Genomic DNA, 25,063 nt, shown 5'->3' with positions numbered 1-25,063 from the left:
GTTCAGTACGAGTGGGTGCGGCGCAGGGCCAGCGGGCGGCCGTCGGGGTCGGCGAGCAGTCGGTAGAGCGGGGTGACCAGGGCCGTTGTGACGGGCGACAGACGCGGGGTGCGGTAGGTCCGCAGGCGGCCGGGAGGCCTGGGTCCCCGGCATCCGCCGTCGTACCACGCGTCCAGCGCGGCGGCCGACTCCGCGAAGGCGCGGAATGCCTTCACCGGGTCGCACAGGCCCTGCGGGTCACCGCTGTCCAGATGCTCGCGGGCCAGTTCGAGGCGCAGGTCGCGGGCGTAGGTGCGGGCGCCGTCGCCGAGGCCTCCGGGGTCGCGTGGCTCCCGGGGGTCGATCGCCTCGTCCACAACGGCGCAGCCCAGCTCGGAATCGTGCGTCCAGGAGCGGCGGTTGACGTTGTCCGATCCGACCGAGGCCCACACGTCGTCGATGACGCAGACCTTCGCGTGGACGTACACGGGAGTCCCGGCGTGGTTCTCCACCGCGTAGACGGCGACCCGGTCGCCGCCCGCGCGGCGCAGCAGCTTCAGGGCGCTGATCCGCCCGACGAGGTTCATCGCCCGGGCCACCCGCCCGTCCTCGTCGGGCTGGGCGGGAATGACCGCGACGAGCCGCAACCCGGGGTGGGCGGCCAGCGCCTCGGCGAAGCACCTGACGACCTGCGCGGACCACAGGTACTGGTCCTCCAGGTAGATCAGCGACCGGGCCCGGCGCAGAACCTTTTGGTAACCGCGGGCGATGCTGCGCTCGCCGTGCGGGGCGAAGTCGTAGCCGTGGATACGGGCCGGGTAGGTGCGCAGCAACTGCACGGTCTGCGTTCCGCAGGGCTCGGGGTCGTCCAGCTGCGCGGGCAGCGGGTCCGCGGTGGTGTCCTCATGGCGCCGGAGCTCTCGCAGCCGCACCAGCGGGCTGCGGCTGAGTGGGGCCGGGTCCTCCCAGCGTTCGCGGAAGTTGGCTTCGACATCGCCGACGGCGGGACCGTGGATCGCGAGCTGGATGTCGTGCCAGGGCGGACGCGCCCCGTAGACGGCGGCGAACGGCTGGCTGAGCGGGTCGCCCCGGTGTGCGGTGTCGTCGCGGCGGCTGTGGCACAGGTCGATGCCGCCGACGAAGGCGACGTCCCGCTCGGGCCGTCCCGGGTGGCGCAGTACGACGGACTTCTGGTGGTGCGAGCCGCCGGGGCGCACCCGCATGTCGAGCAGGCACTCGCCGCCCGCCGCCCTGATCTCCTCACCGAGGTGACGGTTCTCGCGTTCGCTGAACTGGAAGCGGTCCAGATGAGAACGCCAGATCAGCCCCTTGACGACGACACCGCGCTCGGCCGCCGCACACAGGACCTGTCCGATCTCGCTGCCGGGGCCGTCGAGCCGTTCGTCGGGGTCGCCGCGCCAGTCGGTGAACAGCAGCAAGTCGCCCGGCTGTTGGGCGCGGACAGCCTTGAGCAGTTCACCGAAGTACACCGCACCGTGGACGAGAGGACGTACCCGGTTCCCCGTCGACCACGCCGCGCCTCCGGGCCGACGGCTCTCCAGACGGGTCGCGGGGTTACCCCGCTCGCCGGGCGCGAGCAGCCAGTCGGCCAGTTCCATGGCCCCTCCCGGGGGCAACGCCCGGCACACCGGGCACGTCCATCAGTCATCCGTACGTCCAGCAGTCATCTGTATGTCCAGGTCGCCGGCAGAAGCTCCGGCCCGGGCTCCTCGACAGCCGTGCCGGCCTCGGGAAGGACGTGGAGAAGCCGGAGGATGCCGTCCCCGCGGCGTAACCGCCGTAGCGTCCGGACATGTCAGACGAGTAGCCCTCGCAGAAGAGTCGAAACCTCGCCGCCCCGGCCTGGATTCACCCTGCTCACAAGCGGCGCCACCGAACGGAGGCGAAGGAGAAGACACCGAAGAGGATCAGCCCGATCACGACGGCGACCAGGAGCCACGGCCCCACCGGTGTCTGCGCGAAGCTGCGGAGCGTCGCGTCCACGCCCTTGGCCGCATGCGGGTCGAAGCGGACCGCTGCCACCAGGATGAAGATCCCCGCCGCGACGAACACCACGCCACGCGATACGCCTCCGCCCACACCCAGAGCGGTGACGACCTGTTTCGTATTTCGTACGGTGGCTCATGCCGCCGGTGTCCAGCTGCTTCAGGAAGCGCCGCACGGCCGCCCGCACGGCGAGTACCCCGCCGATACCGATCAGCAGACAGCCCGCGGCCCCCACCAGCACCTGCCCGTACGACAGTTTGAGCGCCGATGCCGTCCAGTCCTACGCCTTCGCGTTGCCGCTGGAACCCTGACCGCCCCCGGCGGCATACGTGGCCGTGCCCCAGCAGACGAAGGCGTAGAAGACCGCCCGGCCGCCGTCCAGCACACGCGAACCCACCTTCCGTTCGGGCCCCCGGGTGAGCGCGGCGCAGGCAGCCCGCCATGGCGCCGAAGCCGACCACCAGCGCCCACAGCATCACTTTCCCGAAGGGCTGCCCCGCGATCTCGTGCAGCGCGCCCTGCCGGTCCGCCTGGCCGCCGCCGCTGCCGACGGCGATCCGGACGGACAGCAGCCCGATCAGTACGTACACGACACCACGGGCGACAAAGCCCGCCCGCCCCGCGACGGTCAGCGTCTCGTTCCGCGTGCTACGCGCCGCGGACTTCGCGGCCCGGCCGCGCCGTTGCGTGTCGGACGAGGTCACGATGTCCTCCCCATGGCGGGCGCGCGGTACGCGTCCACCGCCCTACCCGAGTGCCCGGTCCCGGGCACTTGCGAGCGGTCGACCACTCGACCTGGCCGAGGTCCTTACAAGTGGGACCGCCCGACCACGACTTGTAGGGGTACCTGACGCACCAACAGAAATTAGGTCACGGAATGGAAAAAGGTCCAGGTCAAATGGTGTCCGACCTGGACCTTTACGGAGCCCCCTGTCGGATTCGAACCGACGACCTACGCATTACAAGATCGCCAGAGCATTGCCCCACAGTTCACTCCCTCCCCCTGTTTTCGTCGTCTGCGCAGTTCAGCGAGCATGGGGGTGTCCGTGGCGTGTTGATCGTTCACGAGGTTTCATCGCCCTTCCGGCCCCATCCTGGACCCAGGTTTGGGCCGGCCCCCGGCTAGCCTGGCACCAGTCGGGCTGGTATCAAGCTCAGCGAAAACACGCAGACACCCCCCGAGCCCGACATCCCAACCCCAGTAGGCGGACCAGCCATCGCGGACGCTGGTCAAGGTCGGCTCTGCGCCACGGACCGCCGCGTACCAGCCACTCCTGGCTGTCTCCTCTTCCCCGGTCTCCCCGCCTGACAGAGTTGATCTTTCGGATGGCCTGATTTCGGCCACCCTCAACCCACTGCATCCGTGCGATTCGCCACCCCAACTGAGTAGTCGTACTCATGCTCCCGCAGGTCTCCTGCTGCCACAGTGGTCACAGCGGGGTCCTTCAGCACGGCTTCGTTGAGCGGACAGTCGGCTACCGTCTCGCATCGGCCATTCACAACCGACTCCCTTCGTCCGGTCGACAGCCAACTCTCACTCAACCGGCCGGTGCAGGAGGTCACACGTGGCAGCGGCAAATCGACTCCGAGCCTCAATAGGATCGGCTTTCAGCCAGCTTCACGCCTTCGTGGCAGCCGGATTCCGCGAGACGCAAGATCACAGCTATCTTGCTGAGTTGCATCTGTTACGGATGAGGCACTGCCAGTGAGCGGCCGAGGTACTCGCTGAGCAACGTGCCGTACGGGGAGGAAACGGTGGCGGTCGACAGCACGGGGGATCCGCAGGCAACTGTCGCTGGGCTGGAAGCGGCTGCCGGGGCGATCGCCGCGTCGGGCATCGGGCCCCTTGCCGGTGTCGGTGCCGCTGTGGCGCAGGCACTGCGTGTCGAGAGCGAGACGCTGACGACCTTCAAGAAGCGGGTCGACGATCTCCTGACCCAGCTGGAGCAGTCGAAGGCCGCCCCGCGAAGGATCGCCGGCGGTGGCCTGCCGACAGGACGACTGGGGAGCTTCGACGAGGCCGACGCGCTTCACGCCTCCTACACCCGCGTGCACTCCCGCCTGGAGCAGCTGTCCAAGATGCTGGCGCTGCAGATCGAGGGGCTGGTCGTCACGGTCGACGCGTCGAAGAGCGGCTATCACAACCTCGACGACGGCATCCGCGACCGCTTGAGCCGGATCCGGGTCGAGGCGGACAAGTTGATCGCCGACGAGGCGGGTCCGGCGGCAAGGGCACACACCAGCGGCGCGTCGAACGGATCGGCCCGCGACCAACAGGGTTCTCAGCCGGCGTATGAGCAAGCCGGTGGCTTGTGATGTCGGTGTCGGCGAAGAGCGGCAGCACGATGCCCGCGGCGGTAAAGGCGGGGCAACTCCATGTCTGACTGGGGCAGTCGGGCCTGGCAGATGGTCAAGGAGACCCGGTTCGTGGCCCACGACCCGGAAGAGCTGTGGGCCATGGTCGAGCCCGCGGACGGTACGACGGCCACGGAGCTGGGCGAACTGCTGACCCAGGCCGCCAAGACGATCAAGGAGATCGGCGGCGACCTGCGCACACACAGCATGACGGTCGAGTGGGACGGCGAGGGCGGCGAGGCGTTCCGGACGTGGTGCAACCAGGCCGCGCTGGCCACCCTGGGTCTGGGCGACTACAGCGAGTCCGCGGGCAAGTGGCTGGGCCACGCCGCGGACACGCTCCACGAGGTCAAGCCCCAGCTGGAGATCCTGCGAAAGCAGAGTGCCACCGCACGGTCGGTGGTCAACGCGCATGCGGCGAAGGCGACGGACGTCGGCAACCACGACGACGGCCCCTCGGACACCGAGGTGAAGACGGCCAAGACCCGGTACACCAACGACAGTGCTGACGCCGCCGGCCTCATGATCAAGCTCGCCCAGTCGTACACGGCTTCGACCGAGCAGATCGACGCGCTGGAGGCGCCCGAGTTCCCGAAGCTGCCGGAGCGGTTCGTCCCCGAGGCCCGTGGCGAAACCGCGGTCTCCGTTCCGACTGGCCAGAAGTCCGTCACGCCAGTGGAGACCTCTGGGCGAAGGACAGCCGTCGACTCCGGTATGAGCGGGACGAGTTCAGCGCCTCAGGTGTCCGCGCCGCACCACCCCGCGAGCGTGGCGCACGTGCCCGATACGGCCCCGAGAGGCCATACGCACCCGACGAACACCGCGATCCCGACGAACACCGCGATCGACAGCGTGGGAACGCTTCCTTCCACCCCATCAGTCCCTGCTGCTGGCGCGGCTCCGCTACTGGGAGTGAGCGGCCCGGACGGCAGGACATCGTCGCCAACCGGTGTGCTCCCACCCGCATTCGGGGGTACCGCGACGTTGCCGCCCGGTACTGGGGCAGGCGGAGGTCGTCCCGCGTACGGCGCCCGGAGTTCACTGCGCACGCCCTCCGAGCCAGGCGCGTCCGGCAGTCCGCGCGTACCCGGCCGCGGGCTGACCGCATCGCCTGTCCCCGGTATGTCCGGTGCCGGTACTGGTATTCCGGGCACGCCGGGGAGGGGGCTGCCCGGTCCCACGTCGGCCAGGGGCACCAACGGCATCACCGGCGGCCGCCCCGTCTCTCCCGCCGGACGATCCACCGGTGCGATTCCCCGGGGCACGGTCGTCGGCGGCACCTCGAACGAGCAGCAGACTCCGATGGGCCGTGGCGGCGTCGCAGGGGGTACGAGCGAGGGCGCGGCACCGGCCGCCCGCAGCGGAGAACGCGTACCAGGTCGGGAAGGTACGGCGAGGGGCGGCCCGAGGTCGCCCACCCAGTCCGGTGGGATCATCGGCGGGCAGCCGAAGCAGGCCCCGCAGCGCAGAAGGGCGCTGTTCACCTCGGGAGGCGAGGGACTCGTACGCGGAGCGAACGCGAATGCCGACGGCACGCTGCCGCAGGGCGGCGGAACGATCCGCGATGGCTCTGCCGCTCCCTCGCGCCGCGCTGACCGCTCCCCTCGCGATGAACGCACCCGCGACCGTTCGGACGACCAGGCGGGCGACGGGAGCAACCGGCACCAAGACGACCAGCACGCCATCCCGCCGGCAACCGACTGAGCACAGCCCACACCACGAGCAGCTTCAACGAATACGCCGACGAGAAGGACGAACATGCGCACCCGCAGCAAGCAGGCCAGACGACGCGGACCGGTCGTGTCGGCCGTGGCAGGCGTCCTGCTGGCGAGCGTCGCCGTCACGCCCGCGCACGCTGACACCATCCGCAGCCGGCAGTGGTACCTCGACGCCATGCAGGCCCAGCAGATGTGGAAGACCAGCACGGGCAAAGGCGTCACCGTCGCATTGATCGACAGTGGCGTCCAAGCCGACATCCCCGACCTGCAGGGCCAGATCGTGGCGGGGAAGGACTTCTCCAAACGCGCCGGCGACGAACGCACGGACTACGACGGCCACGGCACGAGCATGGCGGTCATCATCGCCGGTACCGGTGGCAGAGGCATCACCAACGGCTCGTACGGCTTGGCCCCAGGCGCGAAGATCATGCCGATCCGCGTACCTGACTTCGTCGAACGCAACCGTACCGACGGCAACCAGGACGACTTCGCCACCAGCACGGCCAAGGCCATCCGGTTCGCGGCGGATTCGGACGCCAAGGTCATCAACATCTCCCTGGGAAGCACGGCCCACTCACAGCAGCTGACCGCCTCCGTCGACTACGCCCTGTCCAAGGGCAAGCTGATCTTCGCGGCCGTGGGCAACACCGGAGACGCCCTCAACGAAGTCGAGTACCCGGCAGCGATCCCCGGTGTCGTGGGCGTCGGGGCGATCGACAGAAACGTCAAGGCGACGAAGGAGTCCCAGCACGGGCCCCAGGTCGACCTGGTCGCGCCAGGAGCGGACATCGTCGCGGCCTGCCTCGAATCCAGCACCAAGGTGTGCGAGACGCGCGGCACCAGCGACGCCTCTGCCCTCGCCTCCGCCTCCGCCGCCCTGATCTGGTCCAAGCACCCCAGCTGGACCAACAACCAGGTCCTGCGGGTGATGCTCAACACCGCGAGCAAACCCAAGAGCGGCAAGGAACGCACCGACTACCTCGGCTACGGCGCCGTACGCCCCCGCATCGCACTGACAAACCCCGGCGACCCCGGGCCCGCGGACAAGTACCCCCTCCCGGACCTCGCGGCTGTGGGCTCGAACTCGCCTTCCTCGGACGCCTCCGACTCCACGGGCACGGGTGCTCCGGCAAAGGATGACGGCTCCGCTGCGGCAGCCACCGCATCCAAGGACGGTAGCGGCAACAACACCCTCTGGATCGGGGTGGGCATCGGCGCCGCCGTACTCCTCGGAGCGGCGATCGCGATTCCCGTAGTCGTCCGCAGGCGCCGGGCCCCCGCACGGTCTGTCAAGACCGCCATGACCGGTCCGGGCCAATTCCCGTACGCGGGCGCGGGTTTCATGCAGCCTCCGAACTCAGCACCGAGCGCACCAGACAGCATCGGCCCGTCCGATCGAGGCCCTAGTTCCGCATGAGTACAGATACTCATGCGCGATGGTCCCCGGTGCTGATGGGGCATGTGATGCACGGGCGTTACGGTACTTCTCGACCACCGCAGCATTGCTGTCGCACGTTCACATCAGCTCGTCGGTGCACGACGAGCCACGGGGAAGGGGCCACGTATGGCGTGGGACGAGTGGGAGCAGCTCAAGACCGCGGCGGTCGAGCGGCAGACCGCGAAGATGCAACTGAACCACGTACCGCTCGACCCCGGTGGTAGTGGTACCGGCACGCTGGTGTCGAACAAGCCGGCCTGGTCCAAGGCCGGCCAGGACGTCGGCTCGTTTCGTGACGACATCAGCAAGGCGCTGGGAAAGCTCTCGGACGGTCAGAAAGGTCTCGGCACGGACGCCGGCTGCCTGACTGCGGGGGCCCAGAAGGACGTCTATGACTCCTGGGAGCGCTACGTCAAGAGTGTGAGCGAGCGGTGTGGGAAGCTCGCGGGTCTGCTGGAGAAAGCGGGCAACGACCAGTTGAAGACCGATGAGGCGATCATGGTCGAGATCGGCAACCTGAAGGTGGACTACGCGGACACTTCGGCTGTCGGTGGTCAGGACACGGGGCGGTAATCAGTCATGGACCTTGCAACACTCAAGGCCCTCAAGCCGACCGAGTACTCGGAAGCGGCCGACGGATACCGCAGCACCTCTGACAAGGCGAGTGCGGCCAAAGACCGCATCGAGACCCAGATAGCCGTGGCCATGAGGGAGTCCCTGAAGGGCGAGGCTGCGGACGCGGCGGTCGTCCAGCTAACGGAGTTGGGAAAGAACTTCCACTACATCCAACTCGAATGCGGTCTTGTCAGTACAGCTCTCGAGGCGTTCGCGTACGAGATGGAAGCAGCCAAGAGGAAACTCGACGCGGCCATCGAGGACGCCCATGCGGCGAAGCTCACCGTGAACTCTGACGGCTCGATCACCTATCCGCCGGGCGGGCAGAAGACCGAGGACGGCAAGGTACCCGAGGGTGGCACGGTGACCGGCCTGACGGATGACACAGCCTCCGCCGTTGGCCGTCAGGCGGCCAACTTCGACCCCAACCCCAACCACCGCCTCGCGCAGGACTGTGTGGACCGGATCGCCACGGCCCTCAAGGAGGCGACGGAGGCCGACGAGAAGTGGGCGCCGAAGCTGCGGGCGTTGAAGGCAGACGACGACCTGACCGTCTCCGACCGGGACTGGGCCGACGCGTCCTCGGACACGAGCGGTGTACGCGACGCGGGCAAGAAGTACCTCGACTCATTGCCGCAGCCGCCCAAAGACGGCAGTCCGCAGGACAACGCGGCGTGGTGGAAGGGACTCAGCGCGGAGGAACAGGCCGCGTGGGTGTCTATGCGACCCGATGCCGTGGGCGCGTTCGACGGGCTGCCTTCCACGGTTCGGGACGAGGCGAACCGCATGGTCCTCGCCGAGGACCATGGTGTTGCGCAGGGTCAGTACGACGCCTGGCTGAAGAACCACCCGGAGCCCGAGCGATTCCAGACCTACATCGACCCCTATACCGGGACTGTGATGAAGGGCGTCAACGTGGAGACCCAGGCGTGGAAGGACTGGGAAGAGGCACGGAAGAACGCTCACAAATCTCTCGACGGTATGAATGCGATCCAGACTCGTTTCGACGCGACCGGTAAGAACGGGCTCCCCGAGGCATACCTGCTGGGATTCAGCACCGAAGGAGACGGCCGCGCGATCATCGCCAACGGAAACCCGGACACCGCGGATCATCAGGCGGTCTATGTTCCAGGTACGACGTCGGAGCTGGGCAATATCGACGGGAACATCAACCGGATGGTCAATGTCTGGCACGAAGCCGACGCCAAAGCCGGTGGGCAATCCGTTTCCACGATCACCTGGCTCGGCTACGACGCACCGGACAGCGTCGTCAAAGACGCACCGTTCGAACACTACGCGTACGACGGCGCACCGGCACTCCGTAATTTCATGGACGGACTCGACGTGTCGCATTCCGGAGATTCGCCGGCGCACACCACCGTAATTGCACACTCCTACGGAACGACCCTTGTCGGCGCCGCCGCAGAGACGGGGCATCTCAACGCCGATGACATCGTCTTCGCTGGCAGTCCTGGCGTCAAGGTGTCCGGTGCCGATGAGTTGGATGTCCCCAAGGGCCATGTGTGGAACGAGGAGGCCGACGGAGACCCGGTTCCGGACATCGGCCGCTACGGCCTCGGCGGGGACCGCTTCATCATCCCCAGCGATCCGGGATTCGGCGCCAACCAGATGACGACCGACACCGAAGGGCACAGCGGTTACTGGGATGACAACTCGCAGAGTCTGCTGAATCAGGCCCTGGTCGTCGTCGGGAAGGGCGACAACGTGGCACTGAAGCCGCCGCCCGACCCCTGGGCGCATGTGAAGTAGGACCAGCCCGACGACGTAAGGCTCCCTGACATGAAGACCAAACTGAGCACTCTCGCGCTCGCCGTACCCCTTGCCCTCACTACTCTCACCGGATGCAGCATGACTGACAAAGACTCCGATGCAATCCCGTCTGCAGGCACGAGCACCTCAAGAGACGCCTCCGATGCGATGGAAAAGGTATCCAGCGGTATCTACGATCTGATCGGCGTGAAGGGGAAGACGTCCAACAGCCGTCCGGGAGTCACGGATTGCTCAGGAAAGGACACGAAGACGTACTTTCGGATCTTCCACCCGTGGAGCTTTTACCCCGCATCGTCGAGCGACCTTGACACTGCGATGGAACAACTCAAGACGGAACTACCTAAACAAGGGTGGGAAATCGTCGAATACGGGCCGGACACCAGCAAGAACAAGAACATCAACCTGACCGCTGACAACAACAAGAAGAAGGTCAGCGTAAAAATCATCAAAATGTCGAAGGAAGACCCGCCGATGCTGAGCCTGGACCTTGTATCCGGTTGCTACAAGGTCCCGGACGGCGAAGAGGTCGAGCGCTTCTGAGTCTCGACGGCTTCCAGCTTGGCCGCCTGGAGAGCGGTCCAGGCGGCCAAGGTGTTCCGAAACTTGAATGGCTCTATTCAAGGATGTAACGGACCCGGAAACCTCTGAAGTGCAGAACCGCTTTCCTCTAGAGGATGGGAAGGATAAGGCTTCTGTTCGAAATGTCGCCGCCATTGTCGCAGGACAGCCGGGATACTTCACGGTGGAGACGCCGCGATGAGGAAAAGGGTTACAGCGGCCGCAGTACTGCTCCTGCTTCTTGCCTGGTGCGGCGCGACAGGTACCGCGTCCTCAAGCAAGAAAAGCCAATCGAAAACGAACATGCAAGAGGCGGCCGACAGGGCGGACGCGATTCTGGACGAGACCTTGGCGGCCATCAAGCCTCCCGTTCAGTGGACGCACACGTACTCCATGCCGGGTGACTGCTATGCGGATCGCGATCGTTCCGTCATAACGATCATCTCGACGGAACGGCGCGGCAGCTTCCTTGGTGTGTTAGAACGCCAATGGAAAGGCAAGGGCTACAAGCTCGTCGCCACGAGTCCGAACGGGCTGGCGGTCAACTTCGAGATCAAGGACGGCTTCCAGCTCGAAGTCCTGATTGGGACCACCGGCCAGGCCCACGTGAGCGTCGCCACCCCGTGTGTGGAGAAGTCCGAGGTTGCTCCGCCGACCAGCAAGCCGAACGGCCTCGACTACTCGAAGCAGGAGTTGCCGGCTCCGAACGTGCAGTCAACGTTCTGGTCGAGCGACACACCCCTCTCGAGCTGACGCACGCGTCCGGCAGCCAAGGTGCTCCGCGTCCGTTACGACGCCCGGGATCGTGGCGTCCAACTTCAAGCCACGATCTTGGCCACTGCCGCCCCAGATCTTGTCCAGATCGCGGGGGAGGCCGCGGCGGTCGCTCGGTCTGTTGGCCAGCCCATAAGAGGGCGCCCCCGGCAGGGGCCGTTGAACAGCGGCCAGCCAACGTCCAATTACAGCCTGTTGCCGATCAAGTACCCGCGATAGCCTGCCTGGTGCCTGTACGGCACAACCGGCGGCACACGAGGGGGATCGTGGAGGGGCGCGACGCGCGAGGGCACTATGAGGAGTTGGCGGCCGAGTACGACGAGCACTGGGTCTACGGCCCGGACTACGTTCCCTGGATGTCAGGCCGGATCACTGAGGCACTGCGGCTCGGCCCCACGGACCGGATCGCCGACATCGGCTCCGGTACGGGCCTGTTCGCCAGGCAAGTCGCCAAGCAGCTCCAGCCCCGCCACCCCATTCTGTGCGTCGATCCTTCCGAAGCGATGCTCGGTCAGCTCGGGACGCCGCCTCCGGCCGACCTGACACCCGTCGTTGCGTCCGCCGAGGACATCGCCGAAGTACGTACGCGACTGCCGTACGAGCAGCTCGATGCAATGTGGCTGAAGGAGTCGGTGCATCACGTGGCCGATCCGGCACACACGCTTCGCGGCCTGGCAGACCGGCTGGCGCCCGGAGGCCGACTGCTGGTGGTGATGCTGCCGGCCACCATCCAGTACCCGCTGTTCGAGGCGGCGCTCGCTCGGTTCGAGGAGCTGCAGCCGGACCCGGCTGTCATCGAGGGGCACCTGCGAGGTGCCGGGCTGGATGCAGGTCTCAGCTATGTCGAGCATGAGCTGCACATTGACCGGGACAAGTATTTCGGCATGGTGCGTGCCCGCTACATGTCCCTGCTCTCCACCTTCAGCGACAGCGAGATCGAGAAGGGCGTCGAAGAGATGCGAGGCGCTCATCCGGAGCCCGTGCTGGTGTTTCCGGACCGGTTCGCGTTCGTCCTGGGCCGGCGAGGTGGGGAGTCTGCGTGAGTACCTTGGTCGATGAACGGCTGCGGCGCCTGCGGAGTGAACTCGATGACCACACGCGGATCGCCGATCGGCTGGGGCTCGATCTGGAACGGCCGTTACGGTCCCTCAACGACGGCTATCCCGAGAACGCGGTCGCCCTGGTCGGGAAGCTGACCGAGAAACTGCTCAAGGAGCTGTGGCGTCACCACGAGGTCGAGGGCGACCCCTCGACGAAGGCCCTGAACGACCTGGTCAAGCGCTGCCGTCCGTACATCCGCAGCAGCACGGTTGTGGATGCGCTCGAAGACATTCGACGGCTCCGCAACCGGTCCACGCACGACGGGTACGACATATGTGACGAGGACGGGCTGCTGGCGGTCCGCAGGCTCGTGGACGTGCTGGTCTGGTTCACCGACACCGGGAGCGCGGCGCTTCTCGGCGGTGAGCCGGACATGGTGCCCGAGGTGGCGCGCCGTTGCGAGTTCCTTGCCGGGCTGTACGTCACCCTCGGCTACCGGCAGGCGAAGCGGTTCGTCCTCAGCCCGGACACCGTCTACCAGTTGTTCTGCCGCGAGTCGGGGATGCGGCTGGAATACGTGGAGTTGATGCTCTCCAGGGACGCCGACGACCTGGGTACCGTCCTTGCTGCCAGTGGCGGAGAGCTGTTGCGTACCCGGCTGCCCAAGCTCACCCGGTTCGTCGTCCTGGACGACGACGGCGGTGCGGGACCCGGCGCCCTGCATCACATGCTGGGGCTGGACTTCCGTATCGTGCGCTACGACGGCTTCGTCGAGACCCTCGTCAGTCTCGACACCCACCTCGCCGATCTCACCTCTGCCACTACCCCGGACGAGCCGAGGGCCGCTGTCGCCGCGGCGGCACTGGCCACCGATCCCCGTACCGGCGAGTCGAAGATGGAGCAGTCCACCGACGCGGCGGAACTCCTGACACGCCTGGCACACGGCAGTGCGAACGTCCTGGTCACCGGCCGTCCGGGAAGCGGCAAGAGCACGCTCCTGCGCTCGCTGGCCGTCAACCCGGAGATCCGCCGCTTCCGCTTCTACTTCGACCTCGGTCTCAAACCGAAGGACGAACCATTCTCCGAGTACGCGGCCCGCCTCCTCACGCCGGCCATGGCGTCCGACCGCTCACGCGCATACGAACTCTTCCTTTACCTCATCCGTTCCGGCGCCGCACTGTGCGTGCTCGACGCCGTGGACGAAGGCGTCGAGGAACCAAGCCCTGCCGGATTCCTGCGGCTCTTCACCGATCTCGCGGCCGTGCTGTCCGCCGAATCGGCGGTGGTCATGAGTTCACGCGTGTCCTTCCTCGCGGACTCGCCTCAGATCCGTCAGCTGCTGGACAGCGGCGCGGGCCGCTCCGAGCAGCTGGTCGAGCAGATGTACGCGAACGGCATCGACCCCTCACGCGTGCCGCACTTCCACGTCGTACGCCTGGCCGAACCCGAGGAAACCCCGCTCGAAAAGCGCCTCACCACAGCGCTTAACCTCCCCGCGGGGAAGCCGCTCGCGGACATCCTCGGCGCTCACATCACGCGGACGCTGGCCGAGCGCGGGCAGCCCGACCTGGAGCAGCAGCTGCCCGCCGCATTCGGGCATGCTTTCCTCACCGACCGCACCGTGTTCTCCCTCCTCGACATACACCGGCAGCTGGGGGCCAATGCATTCCAGGACGGCCGCCTCGATCTCGACGCGTGCGTTCTTGCTCCGCTGCTGCGGCCCGCCGGGCCCGATCACGTCGCCCTCGTCCACACGGCATATCAGGAACTGCTGGCTGCCAGGTTCCTCGCCGAGCCCGCGAACCGGAACCTGGCAGCGGACCTTCCCGGTGGCGGCTTCCTCACCGAGCAGGTGCGCGCCTTCCTCGCTGGCATGCCCGGCGACCGGGAGATTGACGACTGCGTGCTGCCCGCCGGTGCGTACCTGGTCGGTCCGGCCGAACGGCTCCTGCTCCGCCGCGTCGAGCGCCCCGTACGCTTCGACCGCCACGCCGTGACCGTCGCCCGCTACCGCTGCTTCCTCAACGCCCTCGACGCGGACGGCACCTCGCAGTGGGACCACCCCGACCAGCCGGCCGACGTCACCCACCGCCCCTGGACCGACCGGCTGACGCGGCCCGACTACTACGAGAATCCGCGCTACGACGCTCACCCTGCCATCTGCATCAACTGGTGGAGCGCATACGCCTTCGCCGCCTTCGAGGGCAAACGGCTGCCGACCTCCCTCGAATGGGAAGCCGCCGCACGCGGCAGCGACGGACGCCTCTTCCCCTGGGGCGACACACCCGACAGCACCCGCGTCAACTGCGCCGACACCTGGGTCGGCCGACCCGTCGTGACCTATCAGGCGTGGTACCGCGACTTCGCCGGCGACGCCGTCCGGCGGGCCGGAGCGACACCCGTCGACGAACGGCCGGGCAACCGCTCCCCGTTCGGCGTCCTCGACATGGTGGGTAACTGCTGGGAATGGACATCCACCAGCCTGGACGACCCCGGCGAGGCCGTCATCTGCGGCGGCAGCTACGACAACCCGATGCGGGCAGTACAGACCAGCAGCAAGGGCATCTACCGCAAACGCGGCAGGAGCAACGCGGTCGGCTTCCGGTGCGTACAGGACCTCGACACCTCCGGGACACAGGAGGCGACGGCATGAGCATCAGCGGGCCGCGTCACGGAACCATTGTCGACAGGCGACCGAGTGGCGGCGGACTGAGCGGTGCGCTCGGCTCCTATGTCGTCCGCGACGACGAGGACGAGCGGTACTACAGCTTCGACTACCGACAGATCGTGACCGAGGGGTTCCGCACCATCCGCACCGGCGAACGCGTCCGCTTCCACCTCAGCGCCGAAAGCCCCGACCGGGCGGAGTTCGTCATCCGCCTCAACCAGCCCGACCCAGCCGAGTTCTACCGGTGACCACCCACGGAGCTCCTCCGGTGCTCGAAAACGTCACAGGGGCACGCCAGGAACTGACCATCGTCCTGCCGGTACGGCTGCTGAGCGTCCCCCGCTGGCCAGAAGGCCCCTTCCCATTCGAGCTGGGAAACCGCCGCACCGACGCCCAGACCCGGTCCACCTACTTCGCCCCCGCCTCCGCCCGCGCACTGTACGGGGCACCGGGACGGCCACGGCGCTGGCACCTGCCGCTGGACGTCAAACACGACGGGCTGCACCTGCTGGGCCTGGAACTTCTCCGCGCAGCCACCGCCCGCAATCCCGAACACGCCCTCGCTGTCCTTCACTTGAGCGTGGAAAGACCGCTGCTGCCCATACTGCGGTCCCTGGCCGGGCGGCGGCCGAACCCCGCCGACGACCTGCTCACGCCGAGCCCCGCTGACGTACTGCTCACCGGGCCCTTCGATCCGGCTGGCCTTCTCGCCGGCATTGCCGACGTCCGTGACCCCGACACGCCGTTCGCCCTCGCCCAGCCCTACACCATCGCCTTCATGACCCCCACGGCGCGCCACACTCCCGCCCTCCGAGCCGACCTCGAAGGAGCACTGCCCGCCACCGCGGACCGCTGGCTGTGGCAACTGGCATCACGCTCCACACCGAAGGACTTCCCCCTGCCACCGGAGACCGCCGGAAAACAGCTCAAGGACGTCGTAAGAATCTCCGCGGACTGGAGCGCCCTGGTACTACGCCAAGGGGCCGCCTTCCTCGGCCACCGGCCCGACACCGGTGCGGGCGACTTCTTCGAATTCGGCGCACTGCACTCGCGAACCGTCTACCTCGACGCCCTGCTCCTCGGCTCACTCCAACGCGACCACATCGACGAGCTCACCGACGAACTCTCCGAAGTGTTCAACTCCTCACCGCTGGCACGCCCCGTCGCCACGCTGGAGCGGAACATCGCCGTCTTCCGCAGCACCTACTGGCGCCAGCACCTCACCGCACACGGCACGGCCAACGACCTGCTGCTCGCCTTCCAGAACCAGCACCGGCTCCCCGCACGATTCGACGAAATCCTGGCCGAAGCAGCCGACTACAGCAGGCTCGTACAGACCCAGGACAGCCAACAGATCAGCGGAGCCCTGGGCGTCCTCACCATTCTCGGCCTGCCGCTCGGCACCGCCCTCAGCATCCTGCAGGTCCTCGACGACCACTCCACAGCACACCTACTCATCTCGCTCGCGCTGTCGGTCGCCGCCACCGCCGCAGCCCTCACCACACGGTATGGGCGCCTGGTTCTGTCATCCCTGCGGGGCGGGGGCGGCAAGGCGTAGGGCACCGCGACCGGCGGCCGTTGTGGCTTCCTGTCTAGGACATCATTTACTACGATCACTGCAGAAGTGTGAGCACCGCTTTCCGCGGTGGAGGAGATACACGCGCGTAACCAGGTCCAACGCGGGGGACATCGACCATGATGGGGCGGGGCTGACGCTGGATGGCATTGAACCGCGAGGTCCATCAGGGCCGCTACGGTGAGGTGTTCGTCCAGGCCGTCGTCACCGCCGCCGGGATGACCGCCCAGAAGGTACTCGAAGACGACTACCTGATGGACTTCGTCGTCGGGCACCCCGGACCGCTTGGCCTGCTGAAGAACCCTATGATCGGCGTGCAAGTCAAGTGCACCCGGAAGGCAAGGGTGGGCCGCTCAACCATCACCCACACCCTGAAGAGCAAGTACTACAACGAACTTGCGAAGCCGGCCTCCGAGTTTGCGATTCCCCTGTTCTTGGTGGTCGTCCTAGTGCCTGATGATGCCGATGCCTGGATGGACGCATCGGATGAGCGGCTGGCTCTGCACCAAGCCGCCTACTGGACATGCCTCCATGGCGAGCCGCAGCGTCACGACCTGGAGAAGGACTCACCAGTCGCGGTGTCAGTGCCGCGTGAGAACCTGCTCAGCAAAGATGGTCTTGTGCAGATGTTCGCTCTGGCGGATCGCCTGCGCATGAAGGGGCGGGGGGTGCCGGTCCAATGACACAGAAACAACTACCAGAGCAAGCTCTGCGGTCCCTGAGCCCCGAGCTCCTCCGACGCTACCTCGACGCACAGGGCTGGTATCTCACCGACGACCAGCAGCGCGCTGAGGTCTGGGCGACACAGTTGACGGACGGCGTCATGGATGTCCTGCTGCCCAAGGACCCTCGCCTCGCCGACTACGTACGGCAGTTGCGCTATCTGTTCGACACCTTGGCCATCATCGAAGATCGAGAGCCGTCATCGATCCTCCGAGACATCGGGCAGGCCCAGACGGATGTGCACTATGTGCGGCTCCTGCCCGAGGGACTCGCCTCGGGCACGGTTTGGCTTCCCGAAGGAAGCCGGGCTGTGGCCAGTCTGAGGGATCTGTTCGTCAGTGCCACGTACCGAGCCACCACCTGGCTAGAGAACCAGCAGCCGCGGCCAGTTGAGCCTGGCCGTAAGCCGAATCAGGTGTACGAGTTCCTCAGCCGCCGTGTCCTTCTGGGGCTTGCCCAGCCAGGCAGCTACATCCTGACTGCTGAAGTGCCGCTCAATAGTGGAGTGCCCGAGCAACTGCCACTCGATGCCCAGGGCCGCTACGGCGGGACTCCTCTCGCCCGGCGAGTCTCCACAGCTTTCTACGAAGGTGCTGCTGCCGCGCATGCTGCAGCCGAACATGCGGTGATCAACCCGGGTGACCTCTCGGCCTTCGCTGAGCATGCCGAGCGCGGTCTCTCGGCGAACGTCTGTGAAGCGCTAACTGAGCTCTCCTCCCATGGGAAGGTGCCCTTCGAGCTACGGGCCGCGTGGGCGAGCAGCTTGCCGATGGAGCAGCCTTCGGGAATCCTCCGGTTCCAACCCGACATCATTGGGCAACTACAGCTTGGTGCGGAGTACCTTCGCGATCGCTTCGGGCGACAGGGGGTGTCCGTGCGGGGGTTCGTGACCAAGATGGAGCGGGGATCCACCACCGGGCCGGGTTCGGTGATTCTTTTGGGTCGGCCAGACGACCAGCCGACTAGTCGCGCCATGAGGGTCCACGTCGAGCTGGCCGCTGACGACTACGACCGAGTGGGCCGAGCTCATTTGGACGGGCAGGAAGTACTGGTCCAGGGCGATCTGGAGCGGTTCGGTAATCGCTGGAACCTCGTCCGCGTTCAGAGCTGCACTGTCGAAGAGATCCGTGACTGAGCAGCCTCAACGTCCGTAATTCCCGCAGCACCCTGCCATCGCCATCCAGTAGAGATTACTGTCGATCACGGTACGTACATGGCAGGGAGGCAGTATGCCCATCGGCGGAGTCGGCGACGGCAGACCACAGCCTGTGGCCCCCGGCGTCTTTCCTGTTGGGGTAAAGCTGGAGGAGCTGACTCCGAGAGCGTGCATCAGCGGCCTCAGCGCTTCCGGCCCCGTCACCGTGGTACGAGCTGACTGGCGCGGCAGCAGCGCGATGGAGGTCGTCTACCGAGACGATTCCGGCGCCTTCGGCAGCGTGTTTCTGTACCGAGAACACGAGGCGAACCTCACCCTGCACGCGCCCACCGCCCGCACCGGATTCACAGGCGATCCCTCCGCCTTCCGTCTGGCTGCCGAAGCGCTACGGCTCCGCATGGCGGGGCTCTTCGACCCCATGCTGGCCGTCACCACCTCCGACATCGAGCCGCTGCCTCACCAGATCCGCGCTGTCTACGGCGAGCTGTTGCCGCGTACCCCGCTGCGTTTTCTGCTCGCAGACGACCCGGGCGCTGGCAAGACCATCATGGCCGGGCTGTACGTGAAGGAATTGCTGCTCCGCGGTGACCTGGAGCGCTGCCTGATCGTCGCCCCCGGCTCACTGGTCGAGCAGTGGCAAGACGAACTGCTCGACAAGTTCGGACTGCGGTTCGAGCTGCTCAACCGTTCCCTCGTCGACTCGACTCCGGACAACAGCGTCTTCGAGCACCATCCCCGGCTGATTGCCCGCATGGATCAGCTGTCGCGATCGGAGGAGCTCCTGGAGCAGCTCCACGATTCGGACTGGGACCTGGTGGTCGTGGATGAGGCCCACCGGATGTCTGCACGCTGGTTCGGCAACGAGCTCAAGACCACCCGGAGGTACCAGCTCGGGCAGTTGCTGGGCCGCATCGCCCGTCACCTGCTCCTCATGACCGCGACCCCGCACGCCGGCAAGGAAGACGACTTCCAACTCTTCCTCGCCCTGCTCGACTCGGACCGATTCGAGGGCAAGTACCGCGAGGGAGTCCACACGCTCGACACGGGTGGCCTCATGCGTCGCATGGTCAAGGAGGACCTGCTTACCTTCGAGGGCAAGCCTCTCTTCCCCGAGCGCCGCGCCTACACCGTTCCATACGAACTGTCTTCAGCCGAGCACGAGTTGTATGAGGCTGTCACTCAGTACGTCCGCAACGAGATGAACCGCGCAGACAGACTCCGAGCAGCTGGCGACGGGCGCCGGGGAAACACCGTCGGCTTCGCCCTCACCGTTCTCCAACGCCGTCTGGCTTCCAGCCCCGAGGCGATCCTCCGGTCCCTGCAGCGGCGCCGTGAACGCCTGGTCCGTCGCCATCAAGAGATGCTGGCGGGTCCCACCGGGCGCGCCCGATCGGAAGACCCTGAGCTCACCCGTCGTCTGAGCGCCATGAACGGCGATGACGACTGGCAGGAACGTCTCGACGACCTGGATGGCAACGAACTCGAAGAACTGGAAGAGGAAGTCCTGGACGCGGCCACCGCGGCCCGGACCGCCACCGAGCTCACGGTCGAGATCAACCAGCTCGGTGAGCTGGTCCGGCTAGCCTCACAGGTCCGGCTCTCCGGCACTGACCGCAAGTGGAGCGAGCTGCGCACCCTGCTGCAAGATCGGGACGAGATCCGCGATCATGACGGCAATCCTCGCAAGATCATCATTTTCACCGAGCACCGGGACACCCTCAACTATCTCGTGGAACGCATCCGCAGCCTGCTCGGCCAGAACGAGGCGGTCCAGCTGATTCACGGAGGCGTACGGCGCGAGGAGCGCCGCCGAGTCCAGGAGCTGTTCACCCAGGAACGCGATGTCCGTGTCCTCGTAGCCACGGACGCTGCCGGCGAGGGCCTCAACCTGCAGCGCGCCCACCTGATGGTCAACTACGACCTGCCATGGAACCCCAATCGGATCGAGCAGCGCTTCGGCCGTATCCACCGAATCGGCCAGACCGAGGTGTGCCACCTGTGGAATCTCGTCGCTGCCGGCACCCGTGAAGGCGCCGTCTTCCAACGTCTCCTGGACAAGATCGAACACCAGCGTCGCGCCTACCGTGGACAGATCTTCGACGTGCTCGGCGAAGCCTTCGAGGAGCAGCCACTGCACCGGCTTCTCATGGAAGCCGTCCGCTATGGCGATCAGCCCGAAGTTCGGGCCCGCCTGGACGAGGTCATTGACAGCACAGTCGGCGAAGGACTCGACGAGCTGCTCGCGGAGCGGGCCCTTCACAGCGATCTACTGGGCGAAACCGAGGTGGCCGAGACCCGGCTACGGCTGGAAGAGGCTCGCGCCCGACGGCTTCAGCCCCACTATGTCGAGGCATTCTTCCGGGCGGCATTCATAGAACTCGGCGGTCGGCTGGCGAAGCGGGAGACCGGCCGGTTTGAGATCACGAATGTGCCGACCGTGCTGCTGAACCGTTCACCGCACCGTGGGCTGGCGGCCCCGGTGCTGCGTCGGTACGAGCGAATCGTCTTCGACCGGGAGCTGATCCGCCGACAGGGCCGCGCGGAGGCGGCCCTGCTTGCGCCGGGCCACCCGCTGATGGATGCGGTCGTGGACGCCACGGTCGAGCGGCACGCAGCCGTACTCAAGACCGGCAGTGTCCTCATTGACCGCGCCGACCCTGGCCGGGCTCCGCGCCTGCTCGTCGCACTCACACAGGAGATCACCGACGGACGTCCTCGCTCAAGAGTCGTCAGCAAGCGCTTCGACTTCGTCGAACTCACCTCCGACGGCTCGGCGATCCCTGCCGGCCCTGCCCCCTACCTGGACTACGACCCTCCAACAGAGGAAGAAGCAGACCTGGTGGCGGAGGAAGCCGCCCGGTTCGCCGGACAGCCCTGGCTGGCCGACGGGATGGAGGAGACGGCCATCGCCTGGGCCGCTGACCACGCGGTCCACGACCATCTGCGGTCTGTACGAGATCGGGTCGTTCCGGAGATCCAGCGCACCCGTGAACAGGTGCGACAGCGCCTCACTCAAGAGATCGACTTCTGGTACGCCCGTCATCTTGAGCTCCTCGATGCGCAGAGCCAGGGACGCAAGCTGAAGCTGCGCCCCGAGACTGCGCTGCGCCGCGCGAGTGACCTGGAGGAACGGCTGAAGCGACGGCTGCATGAACTGGATCTCGACGAACGCCTCCTGCCTCGTCCGCCCCGCGTGGCGGGTGGGGCGCTGGTGCTGCCCCAGGGGCTTGTCGATCGCCTACTCGGTCGACGACTTGACTCCGCGGCGGTCACTGCTGCTGTGCGAGACACAGCTGCCGTCGAACGCCGAGCCGTCATGGCAGTGATCGACGCCGAACAGCGCCTTGGCCGCCAGCCCGAAGAGATGCCACCCAACAACAAGGGCTTCGACCTCCGGTCCTGGACTGCAGACGGCAGCGGCCTGCTGAACTTGGAGGTCAAGGGCCGGATTGCGGGATCCCAAGACTTTACGATCACTCGCAACGAGGTGCTGCACGCGAAGAACGTCGGCGATCGGTACCGCCTCGCCCTGGTGTCGGTCTCCCCCGACGGGTCGGAGCACGACGAGGTGCGGTACCTGACGCAGCCCTTCCACGAGACGAGTACGGACGACTTCAATGTGACCAAGTTCGTTTTCCACTGGAAGCGCATGTGGGAGCAGGGCGCGCACCCTCACTGACGCGTGTCGCACCAGAGGCAGGAGCTGTATAAGCCGAAGGGAGAACGCTTGTCAGCGGCACACGCCATACTTGTCGACTGAGCTGTTCGTTCCACGGAACGTCTCCAGCCACCCAGCACTACCCGCCTGGCCCGAAGAGAAGAGCGCCCTGCATGACGACCACGCCCAAGCGTAAACTGATCGAGGTTGCGCTGCCGCTGGAAGCGATCAACCGCGAATCCGCGCGAGAGAAGTCCATCCGGCACGGGCACCCGTCGACGCTTCACCTGTGGTGGGCCCGTCGCCCTCTCGCCGCGTGCCGAGCGGTGCTCTTCGCCCAGCTTGTGGATGACCCTTCCTCGCACCCAGACAAGTTCCCGACGGAGGAAGCGGTTACTGCCGAGCGTCAGCGGCTGTTCCGCCTCATTGAACGCCTTGTGGTGTGGGAGAACACCACGGACGATGCGCTACTGCGCGAGGCCCATGAGGAGATCCTTAAGTCCACAGATGGCAACCCCCCTGCCATCCTGGACCCCTTCGCGGGCGGCGGCTCGATTCCGCTCGAAGCTCAGCGTCTGGGCTTGGAGGCCCACGCCTCGGACCTCAATCCCGTCCCAGTGTTGATCAATAAGGCCCTGATTGAGATCCCTCCGAAGTGGGCTGGCCAGCCGCCGGTATTCCCAGGAGCTGCTGAGGAGAAGCTGAGCAAGGACGGCCAGGCCGAAGGGATGTGGCCGAAGGCCACCGGCTTGGCAGAAGACGTTCGTCGCTACGGCGAGTGGATGCGCGACGAGGCCGAGAAGAGGATCGGCCACCTGTACCCGAAAGCCAAACTGGATGACGGCAGCGAAGCCAACGTTATCGCGTGGATCTGGGCGCGTACCGTCCAGTGCCGGAACCCTGCTTGTGGCATCCAGATGCCGCTAGTCAAGTCCTGGTGGCTGGGAAAGAAGAAAGGCAAGGAAGCCTACGTCGTTCCGCAGGTGCAGGGTGGCAACGTTAAGTTCGAGATCAGCCACGATATCAAGCAGGCCCCGAAGAAGGGTACAGATGGCACGGTGCAACGCACCGGCGCTGTGTGCATCGGGTGCCGGGACTCAGTGCCCCTGACTTACCTGCGCTCAGAGGGCAAAGCGGGTCGAATCGGATATCAGATGATGGCAGTCGCAGCCGAGGGTAAGCGGCGGCGAGTCTATCTCCCACCTAACTCCGAACATGAGCAGGCCGCGCAGGTGCCGCAACCTGACGACATTCCTGATTCAGAACTTCCCGAGGCGGCGCTGGGATTCCGAGTTCAGGGCTATGGCATGACTCACCACTCAGACCTCTTCACCAATCGACAACTGACCGCTCTCACCACTTTCAGCGATCTAGTTTTGGAAGCGCGAGATCACGTATTGCGTGACGCTCGAACTTCAGGGAATCCTCTCCCCGAGAAGTATGCGGATTCCGTGTCCACCTACCTAGGAATGGCATTTAGCAGAATCACTGCATCCCTCACGAACCTGAATATTTGGAATCCTGCGCCGAGCAAAGAAGGCGTGGGAGGGCTTTTCAAGCTCCAAGCAATTCCAATGAGTTGGGATTTTGCAGAGTCAAATTGCTTCCAGCCTGGCCCTGCCGAGATCCTGACCAGTGCTAACTGGGTGTCTCGCGTTCTCGATTTGCTGCCCAGCGGAAGTGGGGAAGTAGAGCAGGTAAACGCAGCCAGTCGCAGCTACTCTGGCCTGCTCGTTTCGACGGACCCGCCATACTACGACAACGTCGGCTACGCAGACCTGGCCGACTTCTACTACGTATGGCTTCGACGTAGTCTGCGACACGTTCATCCAGAGCACCTAGGCACCCTGCTTACCCCCAAGAACGAGGAACTGATCGCCGACCCCTTCCGCCATGGTAGCGATGCTCGCGCTGAGGAATTCTTCGAGAATGGTTTCGTCAGCGTATTCACTAACCTACGCAAGGATGCCGATCACCGGGCCCCGATTTCCGTATATTACGCCTTTAGGCAGTCTGAAACGGATCACGAAGGGGAAGCCTCCACCGGCTGGGAGACTCTCCTTGAGGGAATGATCCGATCAGGTTGGGTTGTTACAGGTACTTGGCCTATGCGGACTGAGCGTTCAGGGCGGACTCGCCATATTGCAAGCAATGCGCTTGCGTCGTCAATTGTCCTTGCGTGTCGACCGCGACCTGAAGATGCAGCAACAATCACGCGCGGTTCTTTTCTGGCGGCTCTCAAAGATGGAATGCCGGAGAAGCTCGGGGAGCTCCAGCAAGGTGCAATCCCTCCGGTGGACCTTGCGCAGGCGGCTATCGGCCCCGGCATGGCCGTCTTCTCCCGCTACGCCCAGGTTCTTGAGTCTGACGGCAAGCCGATGAGCGTGCGTACTGCACTCATCCTCATCAACCAGACCCTCGACGAAGTGCTGTCCGAGCAAGAGGGCGACTTCGACTCTGACACCCGGTTCTGCGTCCAATGGTTCAAGAACTTCGGCTGGAACGAGGGCTCCTTCGGCGACGCCGACAACCTTGCCCGAGGCCGCAACACCTCCGTCGAGGGCGTCCAACGCGGTGGTGCCTTCCGAGCCGTCGCCGGCAAGGCGAAACTGCTGCCCTTCTCTGAGCTGCCTTCCGACTGGCATCCAGAGACCGACGAGCGCATCAGCCTCTGGGAAGTTGTCCTGCACCTTGCGAAGGCTTTGGACGAGGAAGGCGGGGACGCCGCAGCCCGCCTCATGGCGGCCGCCCGTACCCGCGTCGATATGGATGTCGCCCAGGAGCTGGCGTATCTACTTTTCGCCATCTGCGAGAAGCGTGGCCTGGCTCAAGACGCGATCCTCTTCAACGGCCTCGGCCAGTCCTGGTCCGATCTGACCGCTGCTGCGCGCAAGCAGGCGGCCTCCGCTCCGAAGCTGATTCAGGACGGGTTCACGTTCGACGAGGAGTAGCAACTGCGGGCCGTTGCACCATAGACATCAGCACCAGAAGGACAGAGGACGGGGA

The 25,063-nt window shown here is 65.9% G+C and carries 16 protein-coding genes and 1 pseudogene; 15 read left to right on the top strand and 2 right to left on the bottom strand.

Annotated features, from left to right (window positions below; all coding sequences use genetic code 11):
- Positions 1–2: 2 nt before the first annotated feature.
- Together OO70_RS20780 and OO70_RS20775 are read right to left on the bottom strand one after the other, a co-directional pair.
- Entirely contained in the window at positions 3–1,598 is a 1,596-nt protein-coding gene (locus OO70_RS20780; protein ID WP_043673330.1) for a phospholipase D family protein, read from the bottom strand.
- A 259-nt stretch (positions 1,599–1,857) separates the two neighbouring features.
- Positions 1,858–2,690 (bottom strand): annotated as a pseudogene (locus OO70_RS20775) (DUF1206 domain-containing protein).
- Positions 2,691–3,741: 1,051 nt separating this feature from the next.
- On the opposite strand from OO70_RS20775, the gene OO70_RS20770 reads away from it, so the two are divergent.
- The 15 genes from OO70_RS20770 to OO70_RS20700 all read left to right on the top strand — a co-directional run bounded on the left by OO70_RS20770 (position 3,742) and on the right by OO70_RS20700 (position 25,008).
- Entirely contained in the window at positions 3,742–4,302 is a 561-nt protein-coding gene (locus tag OO70_RS20770) for a hypothetical protein (RefSeq protein WP_051741452.1), read from the top strand.
- 60 nt (positions 4,303–4,362) lie between these two features.
- The gene (locus tag OO70_RS20765; RefSeq protein ID WP_158711495.1) at positions 4,363–6,045 is read left to right on the top strand and encodes a hypothetical protein; all 1,683 of its coding nucleotides are present in this window, start codon (positions 4,363–4,365) and stop codon (positions 6,043–6,045) included.
- A 54-nt stretch (positions 6,046–6,099) separates the two neighbouring features.
- The gene (gene mycP / locus OO70_RS20760; RefSeq protein WP_078651479.1) at positions 6,100–7,476 is read left to right on the top strand and encodes a type VII secretion-associated serine protease mycosin; all 1,377 of its coding nucleotides are present in this window, start codon (positions 6,100–6,102) and stop codon (positions 7,474–7,476) included.
- A gap of 147 nt (positions 7,477–7,623) precedes the next feature.
- Positions 7,624–8,070: a hypothetical protein gene (locus OO70_RS20755; RefSeq protein WP_043673324.1), complete on the top strand. Its 447-nt coding sequence runs from the start codon at positions 7,624–7,626 to the stop codon at positions 8,068–8,070.
- 6 nt (positions 8,071–8,076) lie between these two features.
- Positions 8,077–9,882, top strand: a complete 1,806-nt coding sequence (locus OO70_RS20750; protein WP_043673321.1) for an alpha/beta hydrolase — start codon at positions 8,077–8,079, stop codon at positions 9,880–9,882.
- Between the two features lie 30 nt (positions 9,883–9,912).
- Entirely contained in the window at positions 9,913–10,443 is a 531-nt protein-coding gene (locus OO70_RS20745; RefSeq protein ID WP_043673318.1) for a hypothetical protein, read from the top strand.
- A 216-nt stretch (positions 10,444–10,659) separates the two neighbouring features.
- Complete coding sequence (locus tag OO70_RS20740) at positions 10,660–11,214, top strand: hypothetical protein (RefSeq protein WP_043673316.1); 555 nt, start codon at positions 10,660–10,662, stop codon at positions 11,212–11,214.
- 323 nt (positions 11,215–11,537) lie between these two features.
- The gene (locus OO70_RS20735; RefSeq protein ID WP_234336895.1) at positions 11,538–12,278 is read left to right on the top strand and encodes a methyltransferase; all 741 of its coding nucleotides are present in this window, start codon (positions 11,538–11,540) and stop codon (positions 12,276–12,278) included.
- Positions 12,275–14,929: an SUMF1/EgtB/PvdO family nonheme iron enzyme gene (locus OO70_RS20730; RefSeq protein ID WP_043673311.1), complete on the top strand. Its 2,655-nt coding sequence runs from the start codon at positions 12,275–12,277 to the stop codon at positions 14,927–14,929. Before OO70_RS20735 ends, OO70_RS20730 begins: the two co-directional genes overlap by 4 nt.
- Positions 14,926–15,192 (top strand): hypothetical protein, encoded by a 267-nt coding sequence (locus OO70_RS20725; RefSeq protein ID WP_199827359.1) that lies wholly within the window; start codon positions 14,926–14,928, stop codon positions 15,190–15,192. The genes OO70_RS20730 and OO70_RS20725 overlap by 4 nt, the downstream gene beginning before the upstream one ends.
- A 20-nt stretch (positions 15,193–15,212) precedes the next feature.
- Positions 15,213–16,502, top strand: a complete 1,290-nt coding sequence (locus OO70_RS20720; RefSeq protein WP_234336894.1) for a hypothetical protein — start codon at positions 15,213–15,215, stop codon at positions 16,500–16,502.
- 161 nt (positions 16,503–16,663) lie between these two features.
- Positions 16,664–17,203 (top strand): DUF4365 domain-containing protein, encoded by a 540-nt coding sequence (locus OO70_RS20715; RefSeq protein WP_043673306.1) that lies wholly within the window; start codon positions 16,664–16,666, stop codon positions 17,201–17,203.
- On the top strand, positions 17,200–18,378 hold the full coding sequence (locus tag OO70_RS20710) for a hypothetical protein (RefSeq protein ID WP_043673303.1): 1,179 nt from the start codon (positions 17,200–17,202) through the stop codon (positions 18,376–18,378). Before OO70_RS20715 ends, OO70_RS20710 begins: the two co-directional genes overlap by 4 nt.
- Before the next feature lie 94 nt (positions 18,379–18,472).
- Positions 18,473–22,078 carry a helicase-related protein gene (locus tag OO70_RS20705; RefSeq protein WP_078651478.1) on the top strand — a complete coding sequence of 1,202 codons (3,606 nt, stop codon included), beginning with the start codon at positions 18,473–18,475 and terminating at the stop codon, positions 22,076–22,078.
- 152 nt (positions 22,079–22,230) lie between these two features.
- On the top strand, positions 22,231–25,008 hold the full coding sequence (locus tag OO70_RS20700) for a DUF1156 domain-containing protein (RefSeq protein ID WP_043673300.1): 2,778 nt from the start codon (positions 22,231–22,233) through the stop codon (positions 25,006–25,008).
- Positions 25,009–25,063 lie beyond the last annotated feature (55 nt).

Origin of the sequence: Streptomyces xylophagus, assembly GCF_000716435.1 — a bacterium.
Lineage (GTDB): Bacteria > Actinomycetota > Actinomycetes > Streptomycetales > Streptomycetaceae > Streptomyces > Streptomyces xylophagus.
Note: the sequence above shows the minus strand (reverse complement) of the source record. Positions and strands in the feature narration are given on the sequence as shown.